The sequence below is a fragment of the Collinsella aerofaciens genome, assembly GCF_028209625.1.
GTDB lineage: Bacteria > Actinomycetota > Coriobacteriia > Coriobacteriales > Coriobacteriaceae > Collinsella > Collinsella aerofaciens_AM.
Genome location: NZ_JAQLDU010000006.1, coordinates 58,363 through 82,901 on the forward strand (window position 1 = coordinate 58,363; position 24,539 = coordinate 82,901).

Sequence of the window (24,539 nt, forward strand, 5' to 3'; positions counted from 1 at the left end):
CTTTTCCGATTTCACGTTCACGCTATGGTACCACGCCCTCCGGCATCGACCACAAGCTACATAGTATGGGTCGAATAGACCGGATCATCACGCCAAAGTTCAACCGCATCACAAAGCGCAACGCCCTCGCGCTCAGCACGGGCGCGCGTGGCGTTCATATCGATCACGCGCTGGTTACTCGAGCCCCTAAAACGCAACGAGATATCGTACAGATCTTGAACAAACGGGCCGTCCACCAACATATCAAGACAGGTAAGGATACGGTCCGTGACCTCGGTATGGTGGCGTCCTCCCGGCATAAGCTCCTCGAGCACATCGCCGGTAAAACACCAAATGGTCTTTCCTGACCCCGCAGGATAAGCGGCACGAACACGCTCGACAAACTCAACGAGTCCCGCCTGATTCTCAGGTTCCATAGGCTCGCCGCCCAAAATCGTCAGACCATCGATAAAGGGATGGTCGAGGCTCTCGATAATCTTGTCCTCGACGGCGCGATCAAAGGGCTCGCCCGCGGCAAAGTCCCACGCGACAGAGTTAAAGCAATTCTTGCACCCACGACGGCACCCACTCACAAACAGAGAAGTACGAACGCCTTCTCCATCAGCAATGTCGAAATACTTAATGTTCGCGTAGTTCATAAGTAACCTTCCTGGGGGTCTGGAGCATATCATCCCGTCCTCAAACATTCTCGGCCTGCGGCCTGCGAAACTGCGGGCGGGACGATATGTCCCGGCCTCATGCAAAAGGCAACTCAATGAACGAAGCGAACATCGAGTATAGGGTTCGAGGTCCAATAAAAACTGGGTTGCGGCTCAACCGCCATCGCAAGTAAATCGCAGCTGCAGCTCGAATTATTTCCGCTAAGAACTTCGAGGAGTGAGCAGACCGCGTGCTGCATCTCAGCTACATCAACTTGGCCGCCCCGTAGCGAGGCCCCGGACCTTTGCTCGATATGAGTTCCGCACGAACAGGAGGCGCCAGTGGCGCCTCCGTCGTGAGCCAGGACTGTCCGAAATAGCGAGTAAAGGTCCGGGGCCTCGCTACGGGGCGGTCTGGAATGACTATTAGAGATGCAGCACGCGGTCGCGGATCTCCTCGGTTCGACCCTGGTTCCAGAACTGGGTACCGATGTAGCCGCACGTGCGACGGGCGACATTCATCTTCTCCTGGTCGCGGTTGCCGCAGCTGGGGCACTCCCACACCAGCTTGCCGTCATCCTCGACAATCTTGATCTCGCCATCGTAGCCGCACACCTGGCAGTAGTCGCTCTTGGTGTTGAGCTCGGCGTACATGATGTTGTCGTAGATGTACTGCATCACGCGGATGACAGCCTTGAGGTTGTCCTGCATGTTGGGAACCTCGACGTAGGAGATGGCACCGCCCGGCGAAAGCTGCTGGAACATGCCCTCGAACTTGAGCTTGTCGAATGCGTCGATCTCCTCGGACACGTGGACGTGGTAGCTGTTGGTGATGTAGCCCTTGTCCGTCACGCCCGGGATGATGCCAAAACGACGCTGCAGGCACTTGGCGAACTTGTAGGTCGTCGACTCAAGCGGGGTACCGTACAGCGAGAAGTCAATATCGCTTTCGGCCTTCCACTCGGCGCACTTGTCGTTCATGCGCTGCATGACGGCCATGGCAAAGGGCGTGCCCTCCTTCTCGGTGTGGCTGTGGCCCGTCATGTACTTGACGCACTCATACAGGCCGGCATACCCCAGGCTGATGGTGGAATAGCCGCCCACGAGCAGCTTATCGATCGTCTCGCCCTTCTTCAGACGCGCCAGGGCGCCGTACTGCCAAAGAATCGGCGCGGCATCCGAAAGCGTGCCCATCAGGCGCTCATGACGGCACAGCAGGGCACGATGGCACAGCTCAAGGCGCTCATCGAAGATCTTCCAGAACTTGTCCATGTCCTGATGCGAGCTCAGCGCGACATCGGGCAGGTTGATGGTCACAACACCTTGGTTGAAGCGACCATAGTACTTAGGCTTGGTCGGGTCATAGTTCAGCGCGTTGGCGACATTGTTAAAGCCGTTGCCCGAACGGTCGGGCGTCAGGAAACTACGGCAACCCATGCAGGTGTAGCAATCGCCGTTGCCGGCGGTCTCGCCCTTAGACAGCTTGAGCTCGCGCATCTTCTTCTCGGAGATGTAGTCGGGCACCATGCGCTTGGCGGTGCACTTGGCAGCCAGCTGGGTCAGGTAGAAGTACGGGGAGTTCTCGTGAACGTTATCGTCCTCGAGTACATAGATAAGCTTGGGGAATGCCGGGGTAATCCACACACCGGCTTCGTTCTTAACGCCCTCATAGCGCTGACGAAGCGTCTCCTCCACAATCATGGCAAGGTCGTGCTTCTCCTGCGCTGAGCGAGCCTCGTTGAGATACATAAAGACCGTCACAAACGGCGCCTGGCCGTTTGTGGTCATAAGGGTCACGACCTGATACTGAATCGTCTGGACGCCGCGACGGATCTCGTCACGCAGACGGTCCTCAACGACCTCACGGACCTTTTCGGCAGATGCCGAAACACCGAGCTCCTCGAGCTCGCGGGCAACCTCGCCGCGAATCTTTTGACGGCTCACCTCAACAAAGGGGGCGAGATGGGTCAGCGAAATAGACTGGCCGCCGTACTGGGAGGAAGCAACCTGGGCGATAATCTGCGTCGCGATGTTGCAGGCAGTCGAGAAGCTGTGCGGCTTCTCGATCAGCGTGCCCGAGATAACGGTGCCGTTCTGGAGCATGTCCTCCAGGTTCACCAGGTCGCAGTTATGCATGTGCTGGGCAAAGTAGTCGGAATCGTGGAAGTGGATCAGGCCCTCATTGTGGGCATCCACGATCTCCTGGGGCAGCAGCACACGCTGAGTCAGGTCCTTGGAAATCTCGCCGGCCATATAGTCACGCTGGACGGAATTGACGGTCGGGTTCTTGTTAGAGTTCTCCTGCTTGACCTCTTCGTTATTGCACTCGATCAGCGACAAAATCTTGTCGTCGGTCGTGTTCTTCTGGCGCTTCAGGCTCTGAACATAGCGATAGATGATGTAGTGGCGAGCAACCTCGTAGCAGTCGAGACGCATGATCTCGTCCTCGACCAAATCCTGGATCTCCTCGACCGAAACGGTGTGGCCCGCGTTCTCGCATGCCTCGGCGACGTTTTGTGCCGCGTAAACCACCTGGCGGTCGGTTAGACGAGAGCTCTCCTCGACCTCCAAGTTGGCGGCGCGGATGGCATTGACGATCTTATCGATGTCAAAGACAACCTCGGTGCCGCTGCGCTTGATGATCTTCATCCTCTTGCCTCTTTCGCGTCGTAGTCTCATTGCGCTTCAGAGCCAAACGATGCCCGGCAGGGCCTGTCCCTGTCTTGCGGCGCCGTCGCGCAATCTGTGTTCTCGATAAACCATAAGCCTCCATGCGGACATTCCCAGAAGCCGATCAAGCGGCTCAAGGACACGTTCAAAAGAGGCAGTTAAGGTCTTCGTTCTCTGTCCGCCATCTATCATACGACAAAGAGGCATCTATATCCTGTATTCTTTTTTTAGGTCAAACACAACATATAGTGTTTCAGCAGGTCAAAGCAATTAGTCATTTTGCAAACGCATTAAAAATGAAGGGCTCTTGGCAGAGTGCTAAAACGTTATCAGCTCGACTACCTGCACGGCAGTTTTGAAACCCCCTCAACCGCGCCGCTGACAAATCCTACCAAAACCAAGCCGCTCACGCCAAAAGAATCCAAAAGATTATGCTTGACCAACATGTTGCGGTCGAATGCCGGCGGACGGAGCGACAGGACTGTAAACGCTCGGAAGACTACAGCCCCGGCGCCCCGTCCGCCGGCATTCGATAGGCGAGGATCTATTACCTCTCTTCGCGAACCATCATGCGGCCGAGAGCCGCTGTAAAGGGATCGAGCAGCACGCCGGCGATAACCACAAAGGCCCATCCCTTTGTGACGAGGCCGGCCCAACGCGCGAAGAACGTACGGCCTTCAATCGTTCCGAATCCTCCCTGGAAGGCAATCTCGCCAAAACCGATCACCATAAAAAGGAGCGTGGCACCGATGACCGTACCGGCGATCTTGTGTGATGCACTCCCCTGCTCAAAACCAAAAAAGTCCAGGCACATACCAACCGTTTTGCCAAACAGCGGGAGTGCGCTCAGAACCTCGGCGATCACCGTGGCCACGATGAGTTGTCCCCAAAAGCCCGTGGGGCCCGTCAGATCCAAGCCAGGCGCCCCTTCAATGATGGGGAGAAACGCGCAGAGCAATAGCGGGTTAAAGAAGCCGTTGAGAATACCGATAACGCGCCTGACAGGTAACTTCATAGCCGTAAGCCTTTCAAAGTCATTGATAGAAAGAGGGCCGCCGGCATATGTCGGCGGCCCCGATAAAACATGATGTACGGCAAAGCAACTACTCGAGCGGCTACTCCGCCTCGCCGCCGGCCGCCATCTTCTCGGCCTCGGCAAGCTGGGCCGGGGTGAGCTTGCGATACTTAATGGCGCCAAAGACGACACAAGCCGCACAGACGATCATGCCGGCGATGAACTTCTGGTCAATCGTTGCACCAAACGGCGACGTCACGGCCTCAAACACAATGGGAGACAATGCCATGCCAAAGTTGATACCTGCCATGCCAATGGCGAGGTTAAACGCACGTCCCTCGGGGGCAGAGTTGCCGGCGGCAAAATTGCCCTCCAGCGGCACGTAGGTCTCCTTGCCCAGCGCAACGACAAAACCCGCAACGCACAGCACCATAAAGGCGGGCGCAACCAGCGTCAGGCCCAGGCCGACGAGCGTCACGCCCCACGCGATCGGCATAGCCAGGTTCTTAAACTTGGCAAACAGCGGACCGACCAAAAGACCAGCCGCAATACCGGCAACGGTCATAACGGTAGAGGCAAGACCGGCCTCCACGGTACCGCCAAAGCCACGGCCCACGACAAGCAGCGAGACATTGGAGCTAAAGAGCTGGAACGTAAGTACGAACACAAAGCTCATGAGCGTGATAATCGCGACCTCTTTAGGCATATTGGCAAACACGTTGACCTCGCGCTTGGGCTCAAGATGACCCTCAGGAAGGCAAACAGCCTCGATTACGATGAAAATGATCATGATGAAGTACGCCGCATAGCTGTGGAACCACTCGGCAGAACCCAAGATGCCGGAAACCATCGTCCAGATAATGCCGCCCAGTGCAACAAAAGTGGAGTAGATGCCCATGACAAACGAGCGCTGCTTTCCGCCAAAGTAATCCGCGATAAGAGCGTCCGTTGAATTCTGCACGGCACCGAGACCAAGGCCCATGACAGCAGAAGCCGCTAAGACTTGGCCGAGCGAGTCGTGGAACACCAGCACCGAGGCGCCTGCCAGCATCACGATAATGTGACCGACGAGCGTCGTCTTCTTCTTGGACACGCGAGAGGCAAGCTGTGAAGAGACGAGCATGGCGGACAACGCCATCATCAACGGGATGATGCCGATAATCATCTGAACGGCAGCGATGTTCTCGTTGGGAAACGCGGCCGCAACAGAGGCCACGATGGGAACGGGCACGAGCATGCCCATGATGCACATGGCGGCTGCGTAAATGCCCACCAGGTACTTGATCTTGGTTTTATCCATGATCCATCCTTACACTTAAAGAAAAGGGTCGGAGCGGCCAGGCATCACCAGCGGCCGCCCCAAACACAGCACTATCAGTCGTTGAATCCGGTGAACACGGGCTCTCCGCTGTACACGAGCGCTTCCTCGACACCATCGAGCACGCGGCAGGCGCCAGACGCCATCGCCTCGAGCTCAAACTCGCCGGGATAGGCCGACACGGGGGCGATCCAAGAGCAGCATTCCTCAATCGAGGCAACGAGCTCCTTGCTGTGGACCATGCCGCCTCCGAGCAAGATGCCGTCGACGTCGCCCTTCAGCACACAAGCCATCTCGCCAATCCACTTGCAGATTTGGTAAACCATCGCATCCCAGGCGCGAGCCGCGGCCTTATCGCCCGCGGCGGCGCGCTCGCACACCTCGATGGCATCGGACGTACCCAAAAGGTCAACGAAGCCACCGGTCTTCATGCAATGGGCGCGGGCAACGTCGAGACCATGCTCCGCCGTATACTTCGCGACCTCGATTGCGGGGACCGAGCCACAGCGCGTCGGCGCCATGGGGCCCTCGCCGCCGACGATGTCGTTGCCGTCGACCATCTTGCCCTTAAGATGAGCCGAGATAGAGATGCCGCCGCCAATATGGCAAACGATGAAGTTGCACTCATCATAGGGGCGACCGAGCTTTGCCGCATGGCGGATGGCGGTCTCTTTAAGATTAAGGGCGTGCAGGTGCACGTTTCGATACACGCCCTTAATGCCCGTCATACGTGCGAGGTCGCACAGCTCATCGGTATCGGGAGGATTCACCACAAAAGAGGGCTTGCCCGTCTTTGAAGCGAACTCATGGGCAATCTGGGGACCCAGCTGCGCCGGGTGCTGAATACCGTTCGCACCGACGCGGGCATGCTCGAGCATGACCTCATTGATGGCATACGTGCCGCCGGGCAGCGAAAGCAAGCCGCCGCCGCGACCGACAAATGCATCAAAGTCCTCGAGCTTCAGGCCCGCCTCACCCAGTGCTCCAAGAATCAGATCGCAGCGATACGGCATCTGAGCCGAAACCCCATCGAACTGGGCGAGGTCCTTCGCGTCGTGTGCAACGTTCTTGCTGAGCTTGCACTCGTCACCCTCAAAAACGCCCACCTTTGTGGAAGTGGAACCTGGGTTGATTACCAGGACGCGCCAGGGAGTCTTTTTATCGGACATACCCTAAGCCTCCTTAAGCGCCTGAGCGCGCACGCAGCTCATCACCACGTTGCCGACGATCTCGTCGACGGGCGCAGAGCGCGAGCAATCGCACACGATCCTTTTGAAGCCCTGAAGCATGGGGCCGTAGGCATTGGCACCGGTCAGATTCTGGATGATCTTGACGCCGATATTGCCCACGTTGATATCGGGCCAGATGACCACGTTGGCTTGACCCGCAACAGCGGACTCACGATGTACCTTCTTGGCCGCAACCTTGGGGTTAATCGCCGAATCAAACTGGAACTCACCGTCGATGGCAAGGTCGGGACGGCGATCGTTGGCAATCTCGCGAGCGCGGCGCACTTTGTCGACGAGCTCGTTATCCATCGAGCCGTCAGTCGAATGCGAAAGCAGCGCGCAACGGATATCCCATCCGGTCAGCGAGCGCACCGTTTCGCTCGACGAAATCGCGATTGAGGCAAGCTCCTCGCTCGTGGGGTCAACGCAAACGGCAGAATCGCCAAAAGCCAAAAGGCCGCCTTCGCCGCCAGTCCAGTTGGGAATATCGGCAATGCCGCAAGAGCTTACGGTATCGACGCCATCGGCAAGGCCGACGATGGTCTGACCCGCCAGGATAATATCGCCCGTGGCGTTATCAATGCCGGCGAACATTACGTCGACATCGCCGAGCACCTGCAAAATCAGGGCGCGCTCAAGCGGACGCGTCATACGGCGCGCGGCGCCCTTGGGCTTAAACTTGCAATCCGGATGCGAAAGGTAGCGCTCGCAGCAGGCGGCGTTCGCCTCCTCGTCGGTCACATCGACAATCTCGATGCCGTCAAGGGAGATGCCGCGCTCATCGGCAAGCTCCTTGAGCTTACCGCCGTCGCCGACCAGCACACATTCGGCAAGATGCTCGGCGGCGATCTTTGCGACCGCCTGCATCATGGTCTCGTTTTCGCCCTCGGGAAAAGCAACGCGCATAGGCTTGGCGGCAGCCTGCTCGCGCAGGGTCTGCATCAGGTCCATGGCAGCTACTCCATCTCTTCGGCAGTGCGCTCGATAAGCTCGCCGATGGTCTTCATGACCATGACCTCGCGAACGGGGACCTCGGCATCGAGCTCGTTCTCGATCATGGAGGTCAGGGCGATCATCTTCATCGAGCCCTTGCCCAGGGTCTCAAACGTCGTCTCGGGGGTCACATCGCCATCGTAGTTGTAAGCGGACTTGGCAAAATCGCAGATCTGCTGAGTGAGTTCTTCGTTCATGATGGTGCCTTTCTAATTAAAAAGAGGGGTAGCCACGGCGGGCTGGAGACATGGGTCCCGCCGTGGCCTAAGAGAGGAAGCGAATTGTTATAGGGGTGAAAGCCTAGTGTGAAAGCCTAGTCGTCAAGCTCAAACGTGAGCTCTTTGTAACCCGGTCGATCGATGACCTTGGCATGGACGCCAACGGTCTCGCCCGCCATGAGCTTGGCGCGGATCTCGGGGGCCTTCTTCTTGGTAATGCCGTAGATGACGTAGGTGTACTGAGAACCCTCGTCAATATCGACGGCGCCGTAGGCGTACTTGCCATACTCCTTGAGGTAGGGCTTGTCGTTCTGCGGACCAGGCAGGGTAAAATCGATCAGATGGCCGTGACCGGAAACCTGGACCCAATCGGTCTTGTGGTAGCCGCAGGCATTGCAGGCAAGGTGAGGCGGAAACTCGACGGCTCCGCACTCGGGGCACTGACGTGCCCAATAGATGCCCTCTTCAAGACCCGTGTAGAACTTCTTGACCACGGGCTCCATATCTTTGAGTTGCATGAGAATACTCCTTATGGGAAATCGAAAACCGCGGTCGCTTAGGCGACGGTACGAAGAATCTGGCAGCGCACATTCTGAGAACCGCCAAAACCGCGCAGGAAGGCCGTCTCGGGAACCTTCTTCATCTGGGTTGCACCGGCGACGCCACGCATTTGCTTAACGGCCTCGACGATATCGGCGATGTCGGATGCGCCATGAGCGTGGCCGAAGTTGCAACGGCCACCGTGCGGGTTGATGGGCTTATCACCGTCAAAAGCGGTGCGGCCATCGATCGCATACTTCCAAGCCTCGCCGCGCGGAATATAGCCGCACTCCTCGGCCGAGACGATCTCGGAAGCCAGGAAGAAGTCATTGCACATAAACAGGTCGATCTCATCGGGGCTCACGCCGGTAAGGTCGTAGACCTGCTTGGCAGCAAGCTCGGTAGCCCAGTGCTCGTTGTGAAGCAGGCCGGCTTCGACGGCAGAGGCGCCCGTGCCCAGAACCTCGATAGGTGCATACGGGACACCCATGGCTTTGGCCTTCTCCGTGGGCATCACGACAACAGCGGCGGCACCGTCGCATTTCTTCTCAAAGCCGGTAACGCGCAGGTACTGCGTAACGCGCGGGTTGTACATGCTCTTGAGATACTCGTCGGCGGTATCGAACCCAGCCGCCTTCGCATCCTCCTCGACCGTGGTCTCGTACCAGGCAAGGGGATTCAGGACGGCACCGCGGCGAAGGCTCTTGGTAAGGCCGTTCAGGGCGTCATCGATCTGATCGGCAGTAAGGTCGTACTGCATCGAATACTCGTTGATCCAGTTGTCGAACGACACGCCAAAGGCACCATCGAGCGGGCGACCATACGCGCGGTCATAGATCTTATCGAGCGAGGGAATCATGACGTCGAGCGTAAAGTCCTGGCGAATATGCGAGGGCATGTGCTCAACGGGAAGGGTCGAAGCCAAATCGCAGGCACCCGTAAGGACGACATCGTAGGCACCGGAGGCGACTGCCATCACGGCCTGCTCAAGGGCGACGTAGCCCGTGCAGCAAGCCTCGGAATGATGGACGGAACCCTTGGCACGAACGCCAAACCAATCGGCAACCTGCATGTTGGGGGTAATGCAATCACCAACGAGATAGGGATTGGCGCTGCCGTGATAGAAAAAGTCGATATCGCGGGGCTCAAGACCGGCATCGGCAATTGCCTCGAGGGCCGCATAGCCAAACGCCTCGCCCTCGCCAATACCCTGGGTCTCGGGATGCTCCTCAAAATCCTTGAACGGGGTGCAGCCTACGCCTACAATCGAGACGCTGCGCATGTTCTTTCCGAGCGTAACCACTGAATATCACATCCTAATCATGTGAAGGTGTACGAAATGATGGCGCAGTCCGGCCGCGAGCGAAGGTGAGAGAGCGCTCGCGGCTTTTCTGTGCCGTCACACGTTGAACTACTGCAGTGGTTCTTTTGAACGTAGCTTTAGAGTAAGAGTGGTTTATTTGGTGCCGTGGGACAAAATGCCGCTATGTGTCCCATCATTTGGTACGCATAGCTAAATTTCGTTCCAAATAGCAGATAAATGACTATGCTTAAAGCCGATTCATAGGGCTGGAACGCTTTGAGTTCACTGCATGCGCAACCGTTCATCCCTAAAAAACAGCCGCTCACCCGAGCGGCTTTTCAAAATCAGGGATCCGCGGATGCCAATGGCGCGATGCATCGTCGACAAAGAGCGGTGCGTAGAACATGCGATTGAGCGCGGCGGCAACGGTTCGTGCCTCAAGGTCAGGCCGGACTTCGAGCCAATACTGGATGAGGTTATGGTGGCCCGCAAGCGCAAAAGCAAGATACAGATCGAGGTCCGTCTCATCTGAAAACGTCGACCGCAAACGATCGCGAAAATAGTCATGCATGAAGATCGTTGCCTTGTGTGCAAACACGGGATCACCGTTATCGCTGTTAAGCGCCAGGACTTTCGAGCGATTGGCCTTGAGGATTTCCATGCGCTTGATCATCGTGGGCGTGGGATCAAGCTGCGCATCACCAAAACGAGCCTCAAGGGCAACGTCGTTAATGTCTTGCATGTTCTGGAGCAGCTCATCTTCAAAGCGCTTGACCACATCATCGACAGAGCGGTAACAACGATAGAAGGTTGATTTTGATGTATGGGCAAGACGGAGTACGTCGGTGACCTTAATCGATTGCACAGGCGTTGTCGCCATAAGTTCAAAGACGGCGCCTTCGATCCGCGAAGCAATATCGTTTTTAGCGTTCAGTGACATAGAAGGCCTCCCCTGTTGGCGATTGGCTACTATGCTACCCGAAAGGCATGCTCCTCAATGGCGATATGGGGCATAGAACGCGCTGCACAAGAGATGACACACTGGCCAAACACCACCGAGGAAGTAAACCATCCGCTCGGCAACCCGTCTTTGCGGGGATCGATTGAAAAGCCGGACCCCTCCGCCTTCAGGACGGCTTCGATACGCGTCCAAACCCGACACAGCCGAAAGGCGCGTTCCTGCGAATCTGCCGCAGCGTCAATCCACGCCCGTTCCCTTGAGCTCGCCATACGCTCAACCGCAATAGGTACAATCTCATCGACCGCCTCGATATCCACGCCAATAGGTCCTCCGACCGACCGAGCAACATCGGAAACAGCGAGGACGGCCACGCTTCCGCCATGTGAAATGGAAATAGAGGGGGCCTCCCCATCCGCAAGCTCGATCTTGCCGAAAGCAGAACGCGCAAGCTGGATGTCGTCGAAGACACCCAGGGCGTCGCGAAGCAGCAGACCCACGCCCGCAGCTTCCCTCCGAGACGCAATGGGGAGATCTCCATTGGAGGCACGCGAGGCATAACGTCCCGCGATTGATGCCATATCAACGGTCTCGCCGGGATCGATCGCAGAAACGTCAACGAGGTGCACGGTTATGTTCAAAATGGTCAACCCCACTCGATTGAGATGACAAGGCTAAACTGACGCTCAGAACCGCTCTTTCATGAATCGAGGTACCTTTTGCCGACGATTTGGCGACCCATTTGGCGACCAAAACAAAACAGCCCAGAGGACATAGCCTCTGGGCTGCGAACATTTGGTGGGCGTTAGAAGATTTGAACTTCTGACCTCTTCCGTGTCAGGGAAGCGCTCTCCCCCTGAGCTAAACGCCCAAATGGAGCGGACAACGGGGCTCGAACCCGCGACCCCAACCTTGGCAAGGTTGTGCTCTACCAACTGAGCCATGTCCGCTTACGAGGATTAATCTTACGTGATACCCGCATCCTATGCAAGAACTTTTTTTGAAAAGTTTTGCGACGCCCTCGCGAACCTCGCAAAGACATCAGCCACCACGGAAAGCACAGGCAAACGCAAACTCGCCGCAAGAGGCCCCTACAACTCAGCGAGCATGATCCAGGCAGAACTGTCCTGCGCGAGCTTACCGTCTACAAGCGGTGATGAGGTGAGCAGGACCCTGCCCGCCGGCAGCTCCACGGGTGCTGCACCGAAGTTCGTCACACACGCCCAGCCGTTGTCGCGGCGATAGGCGATGACGCCACCCTCAGCGCCCTCGGCACCATCCGCAAGGCCGGTGCGTCCGTCAAGATCAAGCCACTTAAGATCGTTGGCGCGCCCGCGCAGCTTGCGCCGCAGCCAGAGGGCGTCACGATAGAGCGCAAGCATCGATGTCGGGTCCGCTTCTTCCCTATCGGCAGCGTAATCGGAAAACCATGCAGGCTGCAGCAGATGGGGCGCCGCATCGGCGTCCGCCGGTGAAAACCCAAACGATCCGCCCTGCGCGGGATCGTCCGCCGCCACCCACGGCAGGGGCACACGGCAGCCGTCTCGCCCCTTCTCGCGCTTCGGTCCGTGCGTATTGGTCGCAGTAGGATCTTCGAGTGCGGCCCACGGGATATCGGCCACCTCAAAAAGGCCGAGCTCCTCACCCTGATACACGTATGCCGAGCCCGGAAGCGCCAGCTCGAGCAAAAGGGCCGCCCGCGCGCGGCGCTCGCCGAGTTCACGGTCCTCGTCATAAGACGACCCGTCGCGTAAGAGCCAGTCGAGCGCAATCTGGTGGTAGCGCGTCGCCTTGATCTGCGGCAGGGCATAGCGCGTCGCCACGCGCGGCACGTCGTGGTTGGAGAGCACCCAGGTTGAGGCGGAATCGGATTCTATAGCTGCCTTCAAGCCCTCCTCGATTGCAGCGTGCATGTCATCATAGGTCCAAGTGGCCTTGGCAAACTCAAAGTTGAATGTCTGGCCAAGCTCGCTGGGACGCGCGTAGAGATACTGGCGCTCGGGCAGCACCCACGCCTCGGCAACGGCGCTGCGTGGCGGATCATAGCGGTCGAACACGCGGCGCCACTCGCGATAGATCTCGTGGACCTCGTTGCGGTCCCACAGCGGATGGGTGCCGTCGTCAACCATGTCATCGCCCTCGGCGAGATGCCACCGGTCGAGGTCATCGCGGTCGAGATCCTTGGCGAGACCGTGCGCCACATCAATGCGAAAGCCATCGACGCCTCGATCGCTCCAAAACGCCAGGACGTCGCAAAAGAACGCATGAACCTCGGGGCACGACCAGTCAAAGTCCGGCTGCTCGGGCGTAAACATGTGCAGATACCACTGACCGTCCGCGACGCGCGTCCAGGCGGGGCCGCCAAAGTTGGCATTCCAATTGGTGGGAGGCAGCTCGCCATGCTCGCCGCGACCATCGCGGAAGATATAACGGGCGCGCTCGGGCGATCCGGGGCCGGCGGCAAGAGCGGCTTTGAACCAGGGGTGCTGGTTGGACGAATGGTTGGGCACGATGTCGACGATGACCTTGATGCCGTGCGCGTGAGCCGCAGTGATCATGTCATCGAAGTCGTCAAGCGACCCGAGACGTGGGTCGACATCGCAGTAGTCCGCCACATCATAGCCGCCATCGACGAGAGGCGATGGGTAAAACGGGCTCAGCCAGATGGCCTCGATACCCAGCCGCTCAAGATAGTCCATCTGCTGGGTAATGCCCGCGATATCGCCCAGACCCGAACCAGTCGAATCCTTAAACGAGCGCGGGTAGATTTGATAAATCGCGGCATCGGACATCCATGGGCGCGAAGAGGACTTTTCTGTAGCCATGGGGTGCGACTCCCTTGCAACGAGGTTTTGCGAGATGCCCACGATGATACGCCCAAAGCGGACATTCGCGGCAAACAACGCCACAGCCACGCCCCAAAACGCTCGCTCCCTCACGGGCTCGAGCCTCCTGGGGCGAATCAATCGATTAGTGAAAAGAACGGAAAACCCACTTCCCCGGCCACGACAGCGAGCGGGCTCCGGGTGCCCCAGGTTGCCGCGAAAGAGGAGGGAAGCGTACTCTATGTACGCGACCGACGATTGAGGGGCAAGATGGGGTGCCCGGGGCTCGCGCAGCGTCAACAAAAAACGCGGTTCGTTAGAACCGCGTAAGATAGTTGGAGCGGACAACGGGGCGTCCGCGTATCCGCTTCGCGGATCCGCACCGGCTTCGGCCGCCTGCCGGCGTCCTCGCCAGCTCGCTACAAACGCTCCGCGTTTGCTTAACGCTCGCTCCCTCTCGGGTTCGAGCCCATGCGCCGGGTACGAAAAAGCCCGGCTACCGTAGTAGTCGGGCTGTTACGTTTGGAGCGGACAACGGGGCTCGAACCCGCGACCCCAACCTTGGCAAGGTTGTGCTCTACCAACTGAGCCATGTCCGCATATTTAAAACAAAACGGGCGCCGGAGCGCCCGGATGTTGCCTGGAGGCGAAGCCCGGATTCGAACCGGGGGTAAAGGCTTTGCAGGCCTCTGCCTTACCACTTGGCCACTTCGCCGAAAAAGGACCGCCTAAACGGTCCGGAAATGCAATGGAGCGGACAACGGGGCTCGAACCCGCGACCCCAACCTTGGCAAGGTTGTGCTCTACCAACTGAGCCATGTCCGCTTGCGGGTTATTAATTTACGCGAGTTGTCCAAAAGACGCAAGTACTTTTTTCAAAAAACTTGTCTGCCGCATGTTCTTAGTAGCTAAACGCGCTAAAGCGATTGGCTAGGCACACGATTCCAGCGCTCCGCTAAACAGCTTCACCATCTGCACGCGCGTGCCGGCGCCGTCCGTACGACGAGCAACCTCCACGTTATCGACGAGCATACGCATAAGCTTGATACCACGGCCGCGCTCCTCTGATGCGACCGGTTCGCTCGTTTCATCGATAGAATAGCCGGCACCTCGATCAAGCACCTCAACCACAACGCGATCGCCATAGGCCTGAACCGTCAGGACGCACCCGATACCGCCCGCATGGTCATAGGCATTACCCAGCGCCTCCCCCGACGCCAATGCGACATCGTAGCGCTCGTCACGGCGCAACGGAAGCGATTCAAGGAGTTCGGCGATGCGATGTCGGTAGTATGGAAGATTCTCGATACCCTGACGGACCTCGACGCTCTTACTCCAGCGAGGCAGCTCCCCCACCGGAATGGCGGGAATAGACTCCCGTGCCGGCCCCGCGACATGAAGGATATCGACAAGCCGAGCAATCTCCAAAAAGCGAACAACTTCACCCGATGCATTGACGAGCGAAAGCAGGCCTTCTCGCCTCATGAGCTCACGAGCGCGCGTAAGCAGGAATGCCAAGCCCGTCGAATCGATAAAGCTAACAGCCTGACAGTTGATGACGACACGACGCACGCCGCGGCCAATCAAAGCATCCAACCGCCGACGCAGCGCAGGCACCGTGGCGATGTCGATATCGCCTGGTGGCGTCAAAACCGCTATGTCATTCCACTCATTCATACGACCATGATTCCCCAAAAAAGCCCACTCGATGCATTCGTTTCCCCAACCGTACGGATTCAGCCCGCCCAGCGTCGTCTATGAACGACCCCGTAAAAACTCAAGGGACACCAATGCAATGTCATCGTCCAGCGCCGATTCGGTAAATCGGTCAAGCTCGCCCAAGACCTTGCCGCAAATGCCCGACACGCCCTCACCCGAGACAGAGAGCAGAAGGTCGCGAAGGCGCTGCTCGCCAAAGAAAGCACCCGAGCGGTCACGCGCTTCGATTGTTCCGTCGGTGTACATAAATAGCATGTCACCAGGAGCGAACGTAAACACGCCTGTCTCGTATACCATGCTCTCAAAGGCACCGATTACCCCCGATTGGCATCCAAGCAGCTCGACCTCCCCCCCACGGGCCTCGCCGCCACCCAGCGGCATCGACTCTGGCCTGATGACCATGGTCGGAGGATGGCCCGCCGAACAATACGTTGCGCGTCCGGCTTTAAGGTCAATCTTGGCGATAAAGGCCGTCACGAACGTCTCGACCCTCGAAAAGCCCATGAGCATGCTGTTAAGGGAGCGTGCCATGCGGGCCGGTCCAGCGCCCTCCCAGGCATATGCCGTCAGGGCCGTCTTGACGAGCGCGGACATCGATGCAGCCTCAATGCCTTTGCCAGACACATCGCCCAGAATCATGACGGCGCAATCGTCGGGAAGACGGATGAGCGTATAGAAATCGCCGCCGACCAACGCCGAGTTCGTGGCCGACAGGTACACCGAATCGGCGGCGATTCCCGGAACATCCCCCAGTGAATTTCTCATGCCAATCTGGAGGGTCTGAGCGATATGGCGCTCCTCACGCTTTTGAGATTCGCCTTCATAGATCAGTTCAAAGTCATGAGCCAAGTGCACCAAGTAATCATATTCAAGGTCATCAATCGGCTCTTGGCTACCATCACGAAGCAGCAGCGCGCGCGTCGTCGGGCCCTTCGCAACAGAAGCAGGAACGATCGCGTCGTTACTGTGCTTGCCATCGCCCTCAGAGCGCGGGCGCCCCGCCTCGATGCCGGCGTCGACGTAGAGACCCTGGCAAGGCAGGCCATGCGCTCTAAGCCAGCCTCCCATAGGCATCGATTCGTCAACGCGAGTTATACGGACGTGTTTAAGGTCCTCGGCACTCGTGCCGCCCAAAACAGATGCCTCAAAGCCATCAGGGGCAGCCCCCAAACGTGCCGCTGGCGCCGTCGTGGAAAAGAAAAGCTTCTCGGGATCGTCCGGCAAAGCAACGCGACTGCCGCCTTCAAAATCTATGACGTAGGAATCCAGACTGGCGTCATACTCAATAGGGCAAAAATGGCAGTTGAGCATATTGCAGATCTCGGACGATACCGCCTGGGTAGCCGCGGCGGAATCGTCTAGAAAGGTAAACAACTCATCCCGCAAGACATTGAGCGAGCGGCCAAGCTCGGCCGTGCGACGGGAGCGAAGGCTCGATGCCATGCCGACCAGCTGGATAGACAGGTAATCGCAAATGACCTCGAGCACATTAACGTCATAGGCGAGCGGTGCCTGGGGGCGTTTCCAACCAACTTCCAGCACGCCAAGGATCTGCGTACCGTAAAAAACGGGAAGACAGATTTCACTGCGGTACGGAGGCATATCCTGCATGCGCAACAGGTGCTTAGAACGATTATCCAGGTCCATGAACATACCGGAGGCGGCCTTATCGCCCTCAAGGTCCTGTTGAATCGACAAGCGACAAGCACGCGACTCGCGAAGAACATACGTCGGAATGCCAGCGCCATACGGCAAAAACTCGGGCAGGTAGCTGTCGAGCAGCTCCTTGGAAACACCGCGAAGCTTAAAGCCGCCGCTCTCAGAAAAATAGATAGCGGCACCCGAAGCATCGAGCGTTCCTACAAGCTGGTTCAAAACGGTATCAAGCAGGCTGGGTAACTCATCGGAGCCCACAGTGCTCATAATGACCGAGAGCGTGCCAGAGAGACGCTTGTTCGCCACTCTAAGCTCCGATAACGCACGCTTGAGTTGCCGGTCGTGAGAATACTGTTCCTCGATACTGTGAAGCGCCACCAGGACACGTGGTGCGCGGCGCCCAAAGATGCGTGGAGGCGTTACGGAGCCCGCACGAACCAAGACGGGAATAAAAGAGCCGTCACTCAGTTTGAGCATCAGTTCGTTCTCGGAGCCATCAGTTTCAAATGGCAGACGATGTTCCGTCGCACGTTCAAAAGAGGACGAGTACAGGACGTCTTTAACATCTCCACCGATGACGTCGGCGCGTTCCTCGCACATCAAACCAAGTAAGCGATTATTCACATGCAGAATGGTTCCGTCGAGCTCGCAGATGATGACAGCATCGCTCGTGATCTCGACTAGTTGGGCAACGTCTGCCCACTCGTTGCGTTCAAGCGTTTCCATCGTGGACCCCACCGTCTATCGGTAACAAAAAAGCCTCCAAAGAGGCTTCTCAAATGCGATGGTGTCGGAGGCGGGACTTGAACCCGCATGACCAAAAAGCGGTCACTAGCACCTCAAGCTAGCGCGTCTGCCAATTCCGCCACTCCGACATGCTATGTTGTTGATTCGCGCTTCGTTTTGTTGGACCCGCGCGTTCAACGAGGAAGATAATAACCTATGATTCGAGAACTGTGCAAGCACTTTTTTCAAAAAAGTTTACGAATTTGTAATTGCGCAGGTAGATCCGCATGTCCGGCCCCGAATCGGTGCTGCCTCCCGGCGCGTCCTCGGGCATGAGCGATATTTTGCTGCGCACTTCGTGCTGCAAAATATCGCTCCCCCTGCGGAATGCGCCGGGAGGCAGCACCGATTCGGGGCCTACCAACACATACTCCAAGCACAGTTCTCAAACATGTTCTGGGGCTGATGCAAATTTGGTGGCTCGGCAAAGCCGAGCCCTTATATGGGGAGGCCGGAGCTAAAGCTCCGGCCTCGCTCAATTTCCTATTAGATTAAGTGAGCGATCAAGGAATCTCACCCCTCTACAGTGGTAACACAGGGCCCGTGCTGGACTTAGTTTTCAGAACATTCCGCAGACCAGGAAACCCCCTTATCCGCAGCTCCGAAGGAGCAGGCTAAGGGGGTTTCCATGGTCGAGGACGTTCTAAAAACTAAGTCCAGCACGGGCCCGGACGATAACAACCGGCTACAGGTCGATGTGCGATTCCTTGATCGGGAACGGCTCCGCGAAGTGACAGGCGCAGCAGTGGCCCGGGGCAACTTCCTTAAACTCAGGAAGCTTCTCGGAGCAGATGCCCTGCGCGATCGGGCAGCGCGTGTGGAAACGGCAGCCGGTCGGCGGATCCAGCGGCGACGGCGGGTCGCCAGCGAGGATGATGCGTTTGCGGGTCTTCTGGATATCCGGATCGGGCACCGGCACGGCAGACAGCAGCGACTGCGTGTACGGATGGTGAGGCTCGCTATAGAGCGTCTTCCAATCCGAAACCTCGACCATCTTACCCAGATACATAACGGCAACGCGATCGGAGATGTGCTGCACGACGGACAGGTCGTGGGCGATAAAGAGATACGCCGTACCAAACTTGTCCTGCAGTTCCTTAAGCAGGTTCAGAACCTGGGCCTGAATGGAAACATCCAGAGCGGATACCGGCTCGTCACAGATAATCAGCTTGGGCTTCAGCGCAAAAGCGCGGGCGATGCCGACACGCTGACGCTGGCCGCCCGAGAACTCATGCGGATAGCGGTTGATGTGCTCGGGGTTCAGACCGACGACATCCAGCAGCTCACGGACGCGCTCGATACGCTCTTCCTTGGTGCCCACACCATGAATGGTCATGGGCTCGGAGACGATCTCACCAATCGTCATACGAGGGTTGAGCGAAGCATAAGGATCCTGGAAGATAAACTGCATCTCACGACGCATGTCCTTGATCTCATGCTTGCTCATCTCGGCAACATCTTTGCCCTGGAAGAACACCTTACCTGCCGTCGGCTTGGTCAGACGCATGATGGTGCGGCCCGTGGTGGACTTACCGCAACCAGACTCGCCGACCAGGCCAAAGGTCTCGCCCGGATAAATCTCGAACGAAATGTCATTCACAGCAGAGACGACACGCTTAGAGAAGCGCTTGGCGAACATGCCGGACTCTGCGGGGAACTCCTTAGAAAGGTGCTCGACCTTCAGCAGCGGAGTGCGCTCGTTATTGTCTGCCATTTACGCCTCGCCTCCCTTCTTGGAATCTTTGCGCGTGCGGGACGTCTCGGGGGCGTTCTTGAGGAACTCGGGGTCACCGGAATAATGGCACGCAGAATAGTGACCGGACTCGGTGACAACGCGCTCGGGGCGCTGCTTGCGGCACTTGTCCGTCGCATAGGGGCAACGAGGAGAGAATACGCAGCCCTCAGGCAAGTTCATGAGCGAAGGCGGGTTGCCGTGAATCGGCGTCAGCGGCTTCTTCTCCTCGATGGCCTGCTCCGGGATGGAGCGGATAAGGCCCCAGGTGTAGGGGTGGCGGCTCTCGTAGAAGATTTCCTCGGCAGTACCGAACTCGACGGGACGGCCGGCGTACATAACCATGATTTTGTCGGCCATATCGGCGACAACGCCCAGGTCATGGGTAATCATGATAATGGCGTTGCCGTTCTTCTGCTGCATCTCCTGCATGAGCTCGATAATCTGAGCCTGAATGGTAACGTCCAGAGCCGTCGTGGGCTCGTCGGCAATCAGGATATCGGGATCGCAGGCAAGGGCCATAGCAATCATGACGCGCTGACGCATACCGCCGGAGAACTGGTGCGGATACTCATTGACGCGCTTCTCGGGCTCGGGGATACCCACGAGGTCCAAAAGCTCGGTGGCGCGCTTGAGCGCCTCCTGCTTGGAGTAGCCACGGTGCAGACGAAGGCCCTCGCCCACCTGCTTGCCGATCTTATAGACCGGGTTCAAGGAGGTCATAGGATCCTGGAAGATCATCGCGATATCGTTACCGCGAATGTGCTGCATCTCTTCCTCGGTCATCTCGAGGATAGAACGACCGCGATAGCGAACGTCGCCGCCCTCAATCTTTCCCGGAGGCATCGAGATAAGACCCATGATGGTCATGGCGGTCACGGACTTACCGGAGCCGGACTCACCGACGACACCCAGGGTCTCGCCGCGATCGAGCGTGTAGGAAACACCGTCGACAGCGCGAACGACGCCATCCTCGGTGTGGAAATACATCTTAAGGTCATCGACCTCGAGCAGATGCTGGCCCTCGGGAACCGGCTGGTCCTTCAGGTCCACATAGTTCTTATTCTTCTTCATCCTTATGCGTCCTTCATCTTGACGTCGAGGGCGTCACGCAGACCGTCACCCAGCAGGGTGAAGGCGAGCACCGTCGAGAGAATTGCCAGACCGGGCATGATCATCATCCAGGGAGCAGTCAGAAGATACTGCTGACCGTCCTGAATCATGGAGCCCCACGAAGGCGTAGGCGGAATAACGCCCATGCCGAGGAAGGACAGAGCGGACTCGGTCAAAATGGCACCACCAATGTTCATGGTCGCGTAGACCACGATGGAGGCAACGGAGTTCGGGAAGATGTGACGCACGACGATACGAGCATCGGATGCACCCATCGCGCGCGCAGCGTCAACATAGTCGTTTTCCTTGACCGTCAGGATCGCGGATCGGAAGACGCGTGCAATAGAAGGCCAGCCGAGAATACCGATGGCGATGAAAACATTCTGAAGACCACGGCCGATAACGGCGATCATGGCGACAACGAACAGCACGTACGGGAACGCCAGGAAGATATCCGCGAAGCGCATGATGATCGTATCCCAGATGCCGCCATAGAAACCGGCCAGGGCGCCCATGATCAGACCGATCACCGTGGAGATGGCGGTGGCCATAATACCGACGGAAAGCGAAACGCGCGCGCCGTAGATAACTCGGACGAGAATGTCGCGGCCAAGGGCGTCGGTACCAAACGGGTGCTCGGCACACGGAGCCAGCAGCGAAGTCTCGGCCATGGTAGTCGAGTCGGAAGCCGTCGGCGACCCGAGCCAGGGCTTAGCCCACAGGTCTGCGGTCAAGGCAACCAAAACGACGATGATAATCCAGCAGATACCGATAACGGCGAGCTTATTCTTGCGAAGACGCTTGAAAGCGTCGCCCCACAGCGTGCGGGACTTGGCGGGAGCAGATGCGGCCTTGGTGGCGGTAGCCTGCTCCTGAGACTGAGAATCAGTTTCCTGCATGAGACGTACCTCCCTTAGGCCTTATCCGACGGACCGCCGAGGCGGATACGCGGGTCGAGGAATGCATAGCTAATGTCGACGAGAAGGTTGATCACCATAACGACGACAACGATGAGCGTAACGCCGCCCATAACGATGGGCCAGTCGCGCATGCTAATGGCGCGGTAGACCTCAGAGCCGATACCGGGCCAGTTAAAGACCGTCTCGGTCAGGATGGCGCCCGAAAGCATGCCGCCGAAGTCGACACCAATATAGGTAACAACGGGGATGAGTGCATTCTTAAGCGCATGCTTGACGATGATCGCGCGATTGGAGAGACCCTTGGCCTTTGCCGTGCGGATGTAATCCTGATTCATGACGTCGAGTAGCTGCGAGCGCATGATGCGGGCAGCATAGGCGGTCGAAACCGAAGCCAGCGTAATGGTCGGAAGCACATAGTGCATCCAATCCTGATACTGAGAGCTGGAGCCGCCGGCACCCGAGATCGGCATGGAGAATGCGCCGCCGGTGGCATCCTTAAGGATGACGCCAAAGAACAGCTGCAGCAGCATACCGAGCCAGAATGCAGGAACGGCAACGAGGATCGACGTGGTCAGCGTTACCAAAATATCCCAGAAGGAATAGCGCTTTACCGCCGAAATGATACCCGCACCGATACCCATGATTGCCTCGAGCACAATGGCGCACGCGGCGAGTTTAACCGTATACGGATACTTCTGGGCAAAGATTTCCGCAACCGGCAGCTTGCGCTGATACGAATTGCCCAGATCGCCATGAAGCAGACCATTCATGTAATTCAAGTATTGGTCCACAAGCGACGTTGGAACGGGATCGCCGTTCTCGTCAAGGATCGCGTTGCCGTCCTCGTCCGCCTGGACCAGGTGATAGCGCACGCGAAGTTGAAGCTCTACCTCGGGGGACAGAGCCTTGTCTCCACCGATCAGCTTGATCGGGTCTCCCGGCACAATATTCTGGAGGGCGAACAGAATCAACGTAACGCCCAAAAATACCGGGATGAACTGAAGCACACGTTTAACGATGTACTTACCCATACCACTCCCCTATCTAGGGATTAACCTAAATGGGATGCCGATCGCCAGACCGGCATCCCAAAATTACCATCAGCCAGTTTACCCCAGGTTAGGGAGAACTGTATGTTTCCCATGAGGTCTACGTAAATACTTGACCCTCATGGAAGCTGCAAAACTCTTAGGCGAGCTCAGCGGTACCCAGATCGGCGTGCTTCTGCGGATCGACATAGAGGTACTTGACGCGATCGGAGCCGACGATGGTGTGCGTGTAGAACATCACCGGGATAACCGGGCAGTCAGCGGCGACCATAGCGTCAGCCTCCTGCATCTTGGCGATGCGCTCGTCGTCGTCAACCGTGGCACGGGCCTCATCGACCTTGGCATCGAACTCGGAGTTGTTGTAACCAGAGCGGTTGTCGCCACCGAGGGAGTCGGAGTGGAACAGCGGGTACAGGAAGTTGTCCATGATCGGGTAATCGGCGATCCAGCCCAGACGGCCGAACTGATAGTTGAAGTTCTGATACTGCTCGAGCAGGGCAGACCACTCGGGAGTATCGGAGACGGCGGTGACGCCCACCTTGGCGAGGTCGCCGATGATGGACTCCATGATCTCCTTGTGGCCACCGTCCTGGTTGTAGGACAGGGTCACATTGATGCCACGATCGCCGTTAGCGCCAGCGGGAGCGACCTTGTCGAGGTACTCGTTAGCCTTGTCGACGTCATAGGCGCAGAACTCCCATGCGCCCTCCTTGTAGCCGGCGATTCCCGGAGGAACGATGCCGTCAGCGGGGGTACGGGTGCCCTTGAAGATGGTCTTGCAGATGGCCTCACGGTTGATAGCCAAGGAGATGCCCCTGCGCAGGTCAGCGTTGTTGAACGGCTCGGCCGTGGTATTGCACGTCAGATAGTACGTGGAAGGCTCGGAGCCGAGCAGCATGCGCTCGCCGTCGCCCATGGTGTAGCCATCCTTGGACTCGCCGCGGTCCTTCTTGGCGGCGTCGATCTGAGCAACGGGAACGTCGCAGACATCGAGGTTGCCGGCCTGGAACTCCTTGTAAGCGGTCTCCACGTCCTTGATGACCTGGAAGTGGATGGCGTCGATCTTGGCCTTGTCGCCATAGTAATCGTCAAACTTCTTGAGGTTGATCTCCTGACCATCCTCCCACTTGCCGTCCATCATGAACGGGCCGTTACCGACCGGGGCAAGGTAGAAGCTCTTGACATCGGACTCGGCGCACTCGGGAACCGGGGACAGAGCCGGGTGAGAGGCGACGAACGGGAAGTCGGCGTAGGCGGAAGTCAGCTTGACGACGAGGGTCTCGTCATCCGGGCAGGTAACGCCGGACAGCTCGGTAGCATTACCGGCAAGCAGATCGTCATAGCCCTCGACCATGGAAAGGTGGTAGGAGACCTCGGAAGGACCATACTCGGTAGCGATGGCCGACTTAGTGTTGACCAGGCGCTCCCAGCCGAGCTTGAAGGACTTGGAGGTAACGTCGTCACCGTTGTGGAACTTGGCCTTCTTGATCTTGAAGGTGAACTCGGTGGCGTCGTCGTTAGCCTCAAAGGACTCGCAAGCCAGCGGAACGATCTCGCCCTTCTCGTTATCGTACTCCGTCAGAGCGTCGAAGAGCTGATACTCGACCTGAGTGCCCTGATCCTCCTGGACGTTGTAGGGGTCGATGCAGACCGGGTTGTTGATGTAGAAGTTCAGCGTCGAACCGGACTCAGAACCGGAAGCGTCGCCGCCCTTCTTGCCGCATGCGGCAAGAAAAGCCATGGAGCTCGCAGCGAGGGTGCCGCCAACAAAGGCGCGACGACCCATAACGGGCTGGTGGAACATAGAATCAGCCATGCCATCCTCCTTATGAGATAGGACAAAGTGAATTCGGCCGG

General features: G+C 57.8%; 19 protein-coding genes and 6 tRNA genes. All 25 read right to left on the minus strand.

All coding sequences use genetic code 11. The features are described 5' to 3' along the window. Window positions 1–56: 56 nt before the first annotated feature. The 25 genes from nrdG to PMW70_RS04360 all read right to left on the minus strand — a co-directional run bounded on the left by nrdG (window position 57) and on the right by PMW70_RS04360 (window position 24,498). A complete protein-coding gene (gene nrdG, locus PMW70_RS04240) occupies window positions 57–638 on the minus strand; it encodes an anaerobic ribonucleoside-triphosphate reductase activating protein (protein ID WP_117773763.1) in 582 nt (193 codons plus the stop codon). A 426-nt stretch (window positions 639–1,064) separates the two neighbouring features. Then, the gene (nrdD, locus tag PMW70_RS04245) at window positions 1,065–3,287 is read right to left on the minus strand and encodes an anaerobic ribonucleoside-triphosphate reductase (protein WP_117779251.1); all 2,223 of its coding nucleotides are present in this window, start codon (window positions 3,285–3,287) and stop codon (window positions 1,065–1,067) included. A gap of 568 nt (window positions 3,288–3,855) precedes the next feature. Next, window positions 3,856–4,323: a hypothetical protein gene (locus PMW70_RS04250; protein ID WP_117583875.1), complete on the minus strand. Its 468-nt coding sequence runs from the start codon at window positions 4,321–4,323 to the stop codon at window positions 3,856–3,858. 100 nt (window positions 4,324–4,423) lie between these two features. Continuing rightward, entirely contained in the window at window positions 4,424–5,623 is a 1,200-nt protein-coding gene (locus PMW70_RS04255) for an MFS transporter (protein ID WP_117583874.1), read from the minus strand. A 74-nt stretch (window positions 5,624–5,697) separates the two neighbouring features. Beyond that, window positions 5,698–6,810: a butyrate kinase gene (gene buk, locus PMW70_RS04260; protein WP_271743987.1), complete on the minus strand. Its 1,113-nt coding sequence runs from the start codon at window positions 6,808–6,810 to the stop codon at window positions 5,698–5,700. A 3-nt stretch (window positions 6,811–6,813) separates the two neighbouring features. Next, window positions 6,814–7,821 (minus strand): phosphate acyltransferase, encoded by a 1,008-nt coding sequence (locus tag PMW70_RS04265; protein WP_271743988.1) that lies wholly within the window; start codon window positions 7,819–7,821, stop codon window positions 6,814–6,816. A 5-nt stretch (window positions 7,822–7,826) separates the two neighbouring features. After that, window positions 7,827–8,060 carry an acyl carrier protein gene (locus PMW70_RS04270; RefSeq protein ID WP_055251381.1) on the minus strand — a complete coding sequence of 78 codons (234 nt, stop codon included), beginning with the start codon at window positions 8,058–8,060 and terminating at the stop codon, window positions 7,827–7,829. Between the two features lie 116 nt (window positions 8,061–8,176). Then, entirely contained in the window at window positions 8,177–8,599 is a 423-nt protein-coding gene (locus PMW70_RS04275; RefSeq protein ID WP_117583871.1) for a Zn-ribbon domain-containing OB-fold protein, read from the minus strand. Window positions 8,600–8,637: 38 nt separating this feature from the next. Further along, window positions 8,638–9,924 carry a thiolase family protein gene (locus tag PMW70_RS04280; protein WP_271743989.1) on the minus strand — a complete coding sequence of 429 codons (1,287 nt, stop codon included), beginning with the start codon at window positions 9,922–9,924 and terminating at the stop codon, window positions 8,638–8,640. 322 nt (window positions 9,925–10,246) lie between these two features. After that, window positions 10,247–10,864 (minus strand): TetR/AcrR family transcriptional regulator C-terminal domain-containing protein, encoded by a 618-nt coding sequence (locus tag PMW70_RS04285; protein ID WP_117779246.1) that lies wholly within the window; start codon window positions 10,862–10,864, stop codon window positions 10,247–10,249. A 29-nt stretch (window positions 10,865–10,893) separates the two neighbouring features. Beyond that, the gene (locus tag PMW70_RS04290) at window positions 10,894–11,382 is read right to left on the minus strand and encodes a 4'-phosphopantetheinyl transferase family protein (RefSeq protein WP_271743990.1); all 489 of its coding nucleotides are present in this window, start codon (window positions 11,380–11,382) and stop codon (window positions 10,894–10,896) included. 296 nt (window positions 11,383–11,678) lie between these two features. After that, window positions 11,679–11,753, minus strand: a tRNA-Val gene (locus tag PMW70_RS04295). A gap of 3 nt (window positions 11,754–11,756) precedes the next feature. Then, window positions 11,757–11,832, minus strand: a tRNA-Gly gene (locus tag PMW70_RS04300). Window positions 11,833–11,973: 141 nt separating this feature from the next. After that, complete coding sequence (locus PMW70_RS04305; RefSeq protein WP_271743991.1) at window positions 11,974–13,707, minus strand: glycoside hydrolase family 13 protein; 1,734 nt, start codon at window positions 13,705–13,707, stop codon at window positions 11,974–11,976. A 523-nt stretch (window positions 13,708–14,230) separates the two neighbouring features. Continuing rightward, a tRNA-Gly gene (locus PMW70_RS04310) sits at window positions 14,231–14,306 on the minus strand. A 42-nt stretch (window positions 14,307–14,348) separates the two neighbouring features. Further along, window positions 14,349–14,422, minus strand: a tRNA-Cys gene (locus PMW70_RS04315). A gap of 34 nt (window positions 14,423–14,456) precedes the next feature. Beyond that, window positions 14,457–14,532 (minus strand) — tRNA-Gly (locus tag PMW70_RS04320). Between the two features lie 105 nt (window positions 14,533–14,637). After that, window positions 14,638–15,384 (minus strand): anti-sigma factor antagonist, encoded by a 747-nt coding sequence (locus PMW70_RS04325; protein WP_055286928.1) that lies wholly within the window; start codon window positions 15,382–15,384, stop codon window positions 14,638–14,640. A 78-nt stretch (window positions 15,385–15,462) separates the two neighbouring features. After that, complete coding sequence (locus PMW70_RS04330) at window positions 15,463–17,808, minus strand: GAF domain-containing SpoIIE family protein phosphatase (RefSeq protein WP_117655656.1); 2,346 nt, start codon at window positions 17,806–17,808, stop codon at window positions 15,463–15,465. A gap of 59 nt (window positions 17,809–17,867) precedes the next feature. Next, a tRNA-Leu gene (locus tag PMW70_RS04335) sits at window positions 17,868–17,957 on the minus strand. Between the two features lie 596 nt (window positions 17,958–18,553). Further along, window positions 18,554–19,582, minus strand: a complete 1,029-nt coding sequence (locus PMW70_RS04340; protein WP_006236139.1) for an ABC transporter ATP-binding protein — start codon at window positions 19,580–19,582, stop codon at window positions 18,554–18,556. Then, window positions 19,583–20,674 (minus strand): ABC transporter ATP-binding protein, encoded by a 1,092-nt coding sequence (locus tag PMW70_RS04345; RefSeq protein ID WP_117766059.1) that lies wholly within the window; start codon window positions 20,672–20,674, stop codon window positions 19,583–19,585. It lies immediately after the preceding gene. Window positions 20,675–20,676: 2 nt separating this feature from the next. Then, window positions 20,677–21,612 (minus strand): ABC transporter permease, encoded by a 936-nt coding sequence (locus tag PMW70_RS04350; protein ID WP_117776113.1) that lies wholly within the window; start codon window positions 21,610–21,612, stop codon window positions 20,677–20,679. A gap of 14 nt (window positions 21,613–21,626) precedes the next feature. Beyond that, on the minus strand, window positions 21,627–22,664 hold the full coding sequence (locus tag PMW70_RS04355; RefSeq protein WP_117635931.1) for an ABC transporter permease: 1,038 nt from the start codon (window positions 22,662–22,664) through the stop codon (window positions 21,627–21,629). Window positions 22,665–22,821: 157 nt separating this feature from the next. After that, a complete protein-coding gene (locus PMW70_RS04360; protein WP_117635932.1) occupies window positions 22,822–24,498 on the minus strand; it encodes a peptide ABC transporter substrate-binding protein in 1,677 nt (558 codons plus the stop codon). Window positions 24,499–24,539 lie beyond the last annotated feature (41 nt).

What these genes read in the sequence shown, in the direction of transcription:
- buk (WP_271743987.1), bottom strand. Translation starts at nt 6,810, where the DNA reads ATGTCCGATAAAAAGACTCCCTGGCGCGTCCTGGTAATCAACCCAGGT.
- PMW70_RS04355 (WP_117635931.1), bottom strand. Translation starts at nt 22,664, where the DNA reads ATGGGTAAGTACATCGTTAAACGTGTGCTTCAGTTCATCCCGGTATTT.
- PMW70_RS04305 (WP_271743991.1), bottom strand. Translation starts at nt 13,707, where the DNA reads ATGGCTACAGAAAAGTCCTCTTCGCGCCCATGGATGTCCGATGCCGCG.
- nrdD (WP_117779251.1), bottom strand. Translation starts at nt 3,287, where the DNA reads ATGAAGATCATCAAGCGCAGCGGCACCGAGGTTGTCTTTGACATCGAT.
- PMW70_RS04265 (WP_271743988.1), bottom strand. Translation starts at nt 7,821, where the DNA reads ATGGACCTGATGCAGACCCTGCGCGAGCAGGCTGCCGCCAAGCCTATG.
- PMW70_RS04325 (WP_055286928.1), bottom strand. Translation starts at nt 15,384, where the DNA reads ATGAATGAGTGGAATGACATAGCGGTTTTGACGCCACCAGGCGATATC.
- PMW70_RS04345 (WP_117766059.1), bottom strand. Translation starts at nt 20,674, where the DNA reads ATGAAGAAGAATAAGAACTATGTGGACCTGAAGGACCAGCCGGTTCCC.
- PMW70_RS04255 (WP_117583874.1), bottom strand. Translation starts at nt 5,623, where the DNA reads ATGGATAAAACCAAGATCAAGTACCTGGTGGGCATTTACGCAGCCGCC.
- PMW70_RS04250 (WP_117583875.1), bottom strand. Translation starts at nt 4,323, where the DNA reads ATGAAGTTACCTGTCAGGCGCGTTATCGGTATTCTCAACGGCTTCTTT.
- PMW70_RS04360 (WP_117635932.1), bottom strand. Translation starts at nt 24,498, where the DNA reads ATGGCTGATTCTATGTTCCACCAGCCCGTTATGGGTCGTCGCGCCTTT.
- nrdG (WP_117773763.1), bottom strand. Translation starts at nt 638, where the DNA reads ATGAACTACGCGAACATTAAGTATTTCGACATTGCTGATGGAGAAGGC.
- PMW70_RS04285 (WP_117779246.1), bottom strand. Translation starts at nt 10,864, where the DNA reads ATGTCACTGAACGCTAAAAACGATATTGCTTCGCGGATCGAAGGCGCC.
- PMW70_RS04330 (WP_117655656.1), bottom strand. Translation starts at nt 17,808, where the DNA reads ATGGAAACGCTTGAACGCAACGAGTGGGCAGACGTTGCCCAACTAGTC.
- PMW70_RS04270 (WP_055251381.1), bottom strand. Translation starts at nt 8,060, where the DNA reads ATGAACGAAGAACTCACTCAGCAGATCTGCGATTTTGCCAAGTCCGCT.
- PMW70_RS04275 (WP_117583871.1), bottom strand. Translation starts at nt 8,599, where the DNA reads ATGCAACTCAAAGATATGGAGCCCGTGGTCAAGAAGTTCTACACGGGT.
- PMW70_RS04340 (WP_006236139.1), bottom strand. Translation starts at nt 19,582, where the DNA reads ATGGCAGACAATAACGAGCGCACTCCGCTGCTGAAGGTCGAGCACCTT.
- PMW70_RS04350 (WP_117776113.1), bottom strand. Translation starts at nt 21,612, where the DNA reads ATGCAGGAAACTGATTCTCAGTCTCAGGAGCAGGCTACCGCCACCAAG.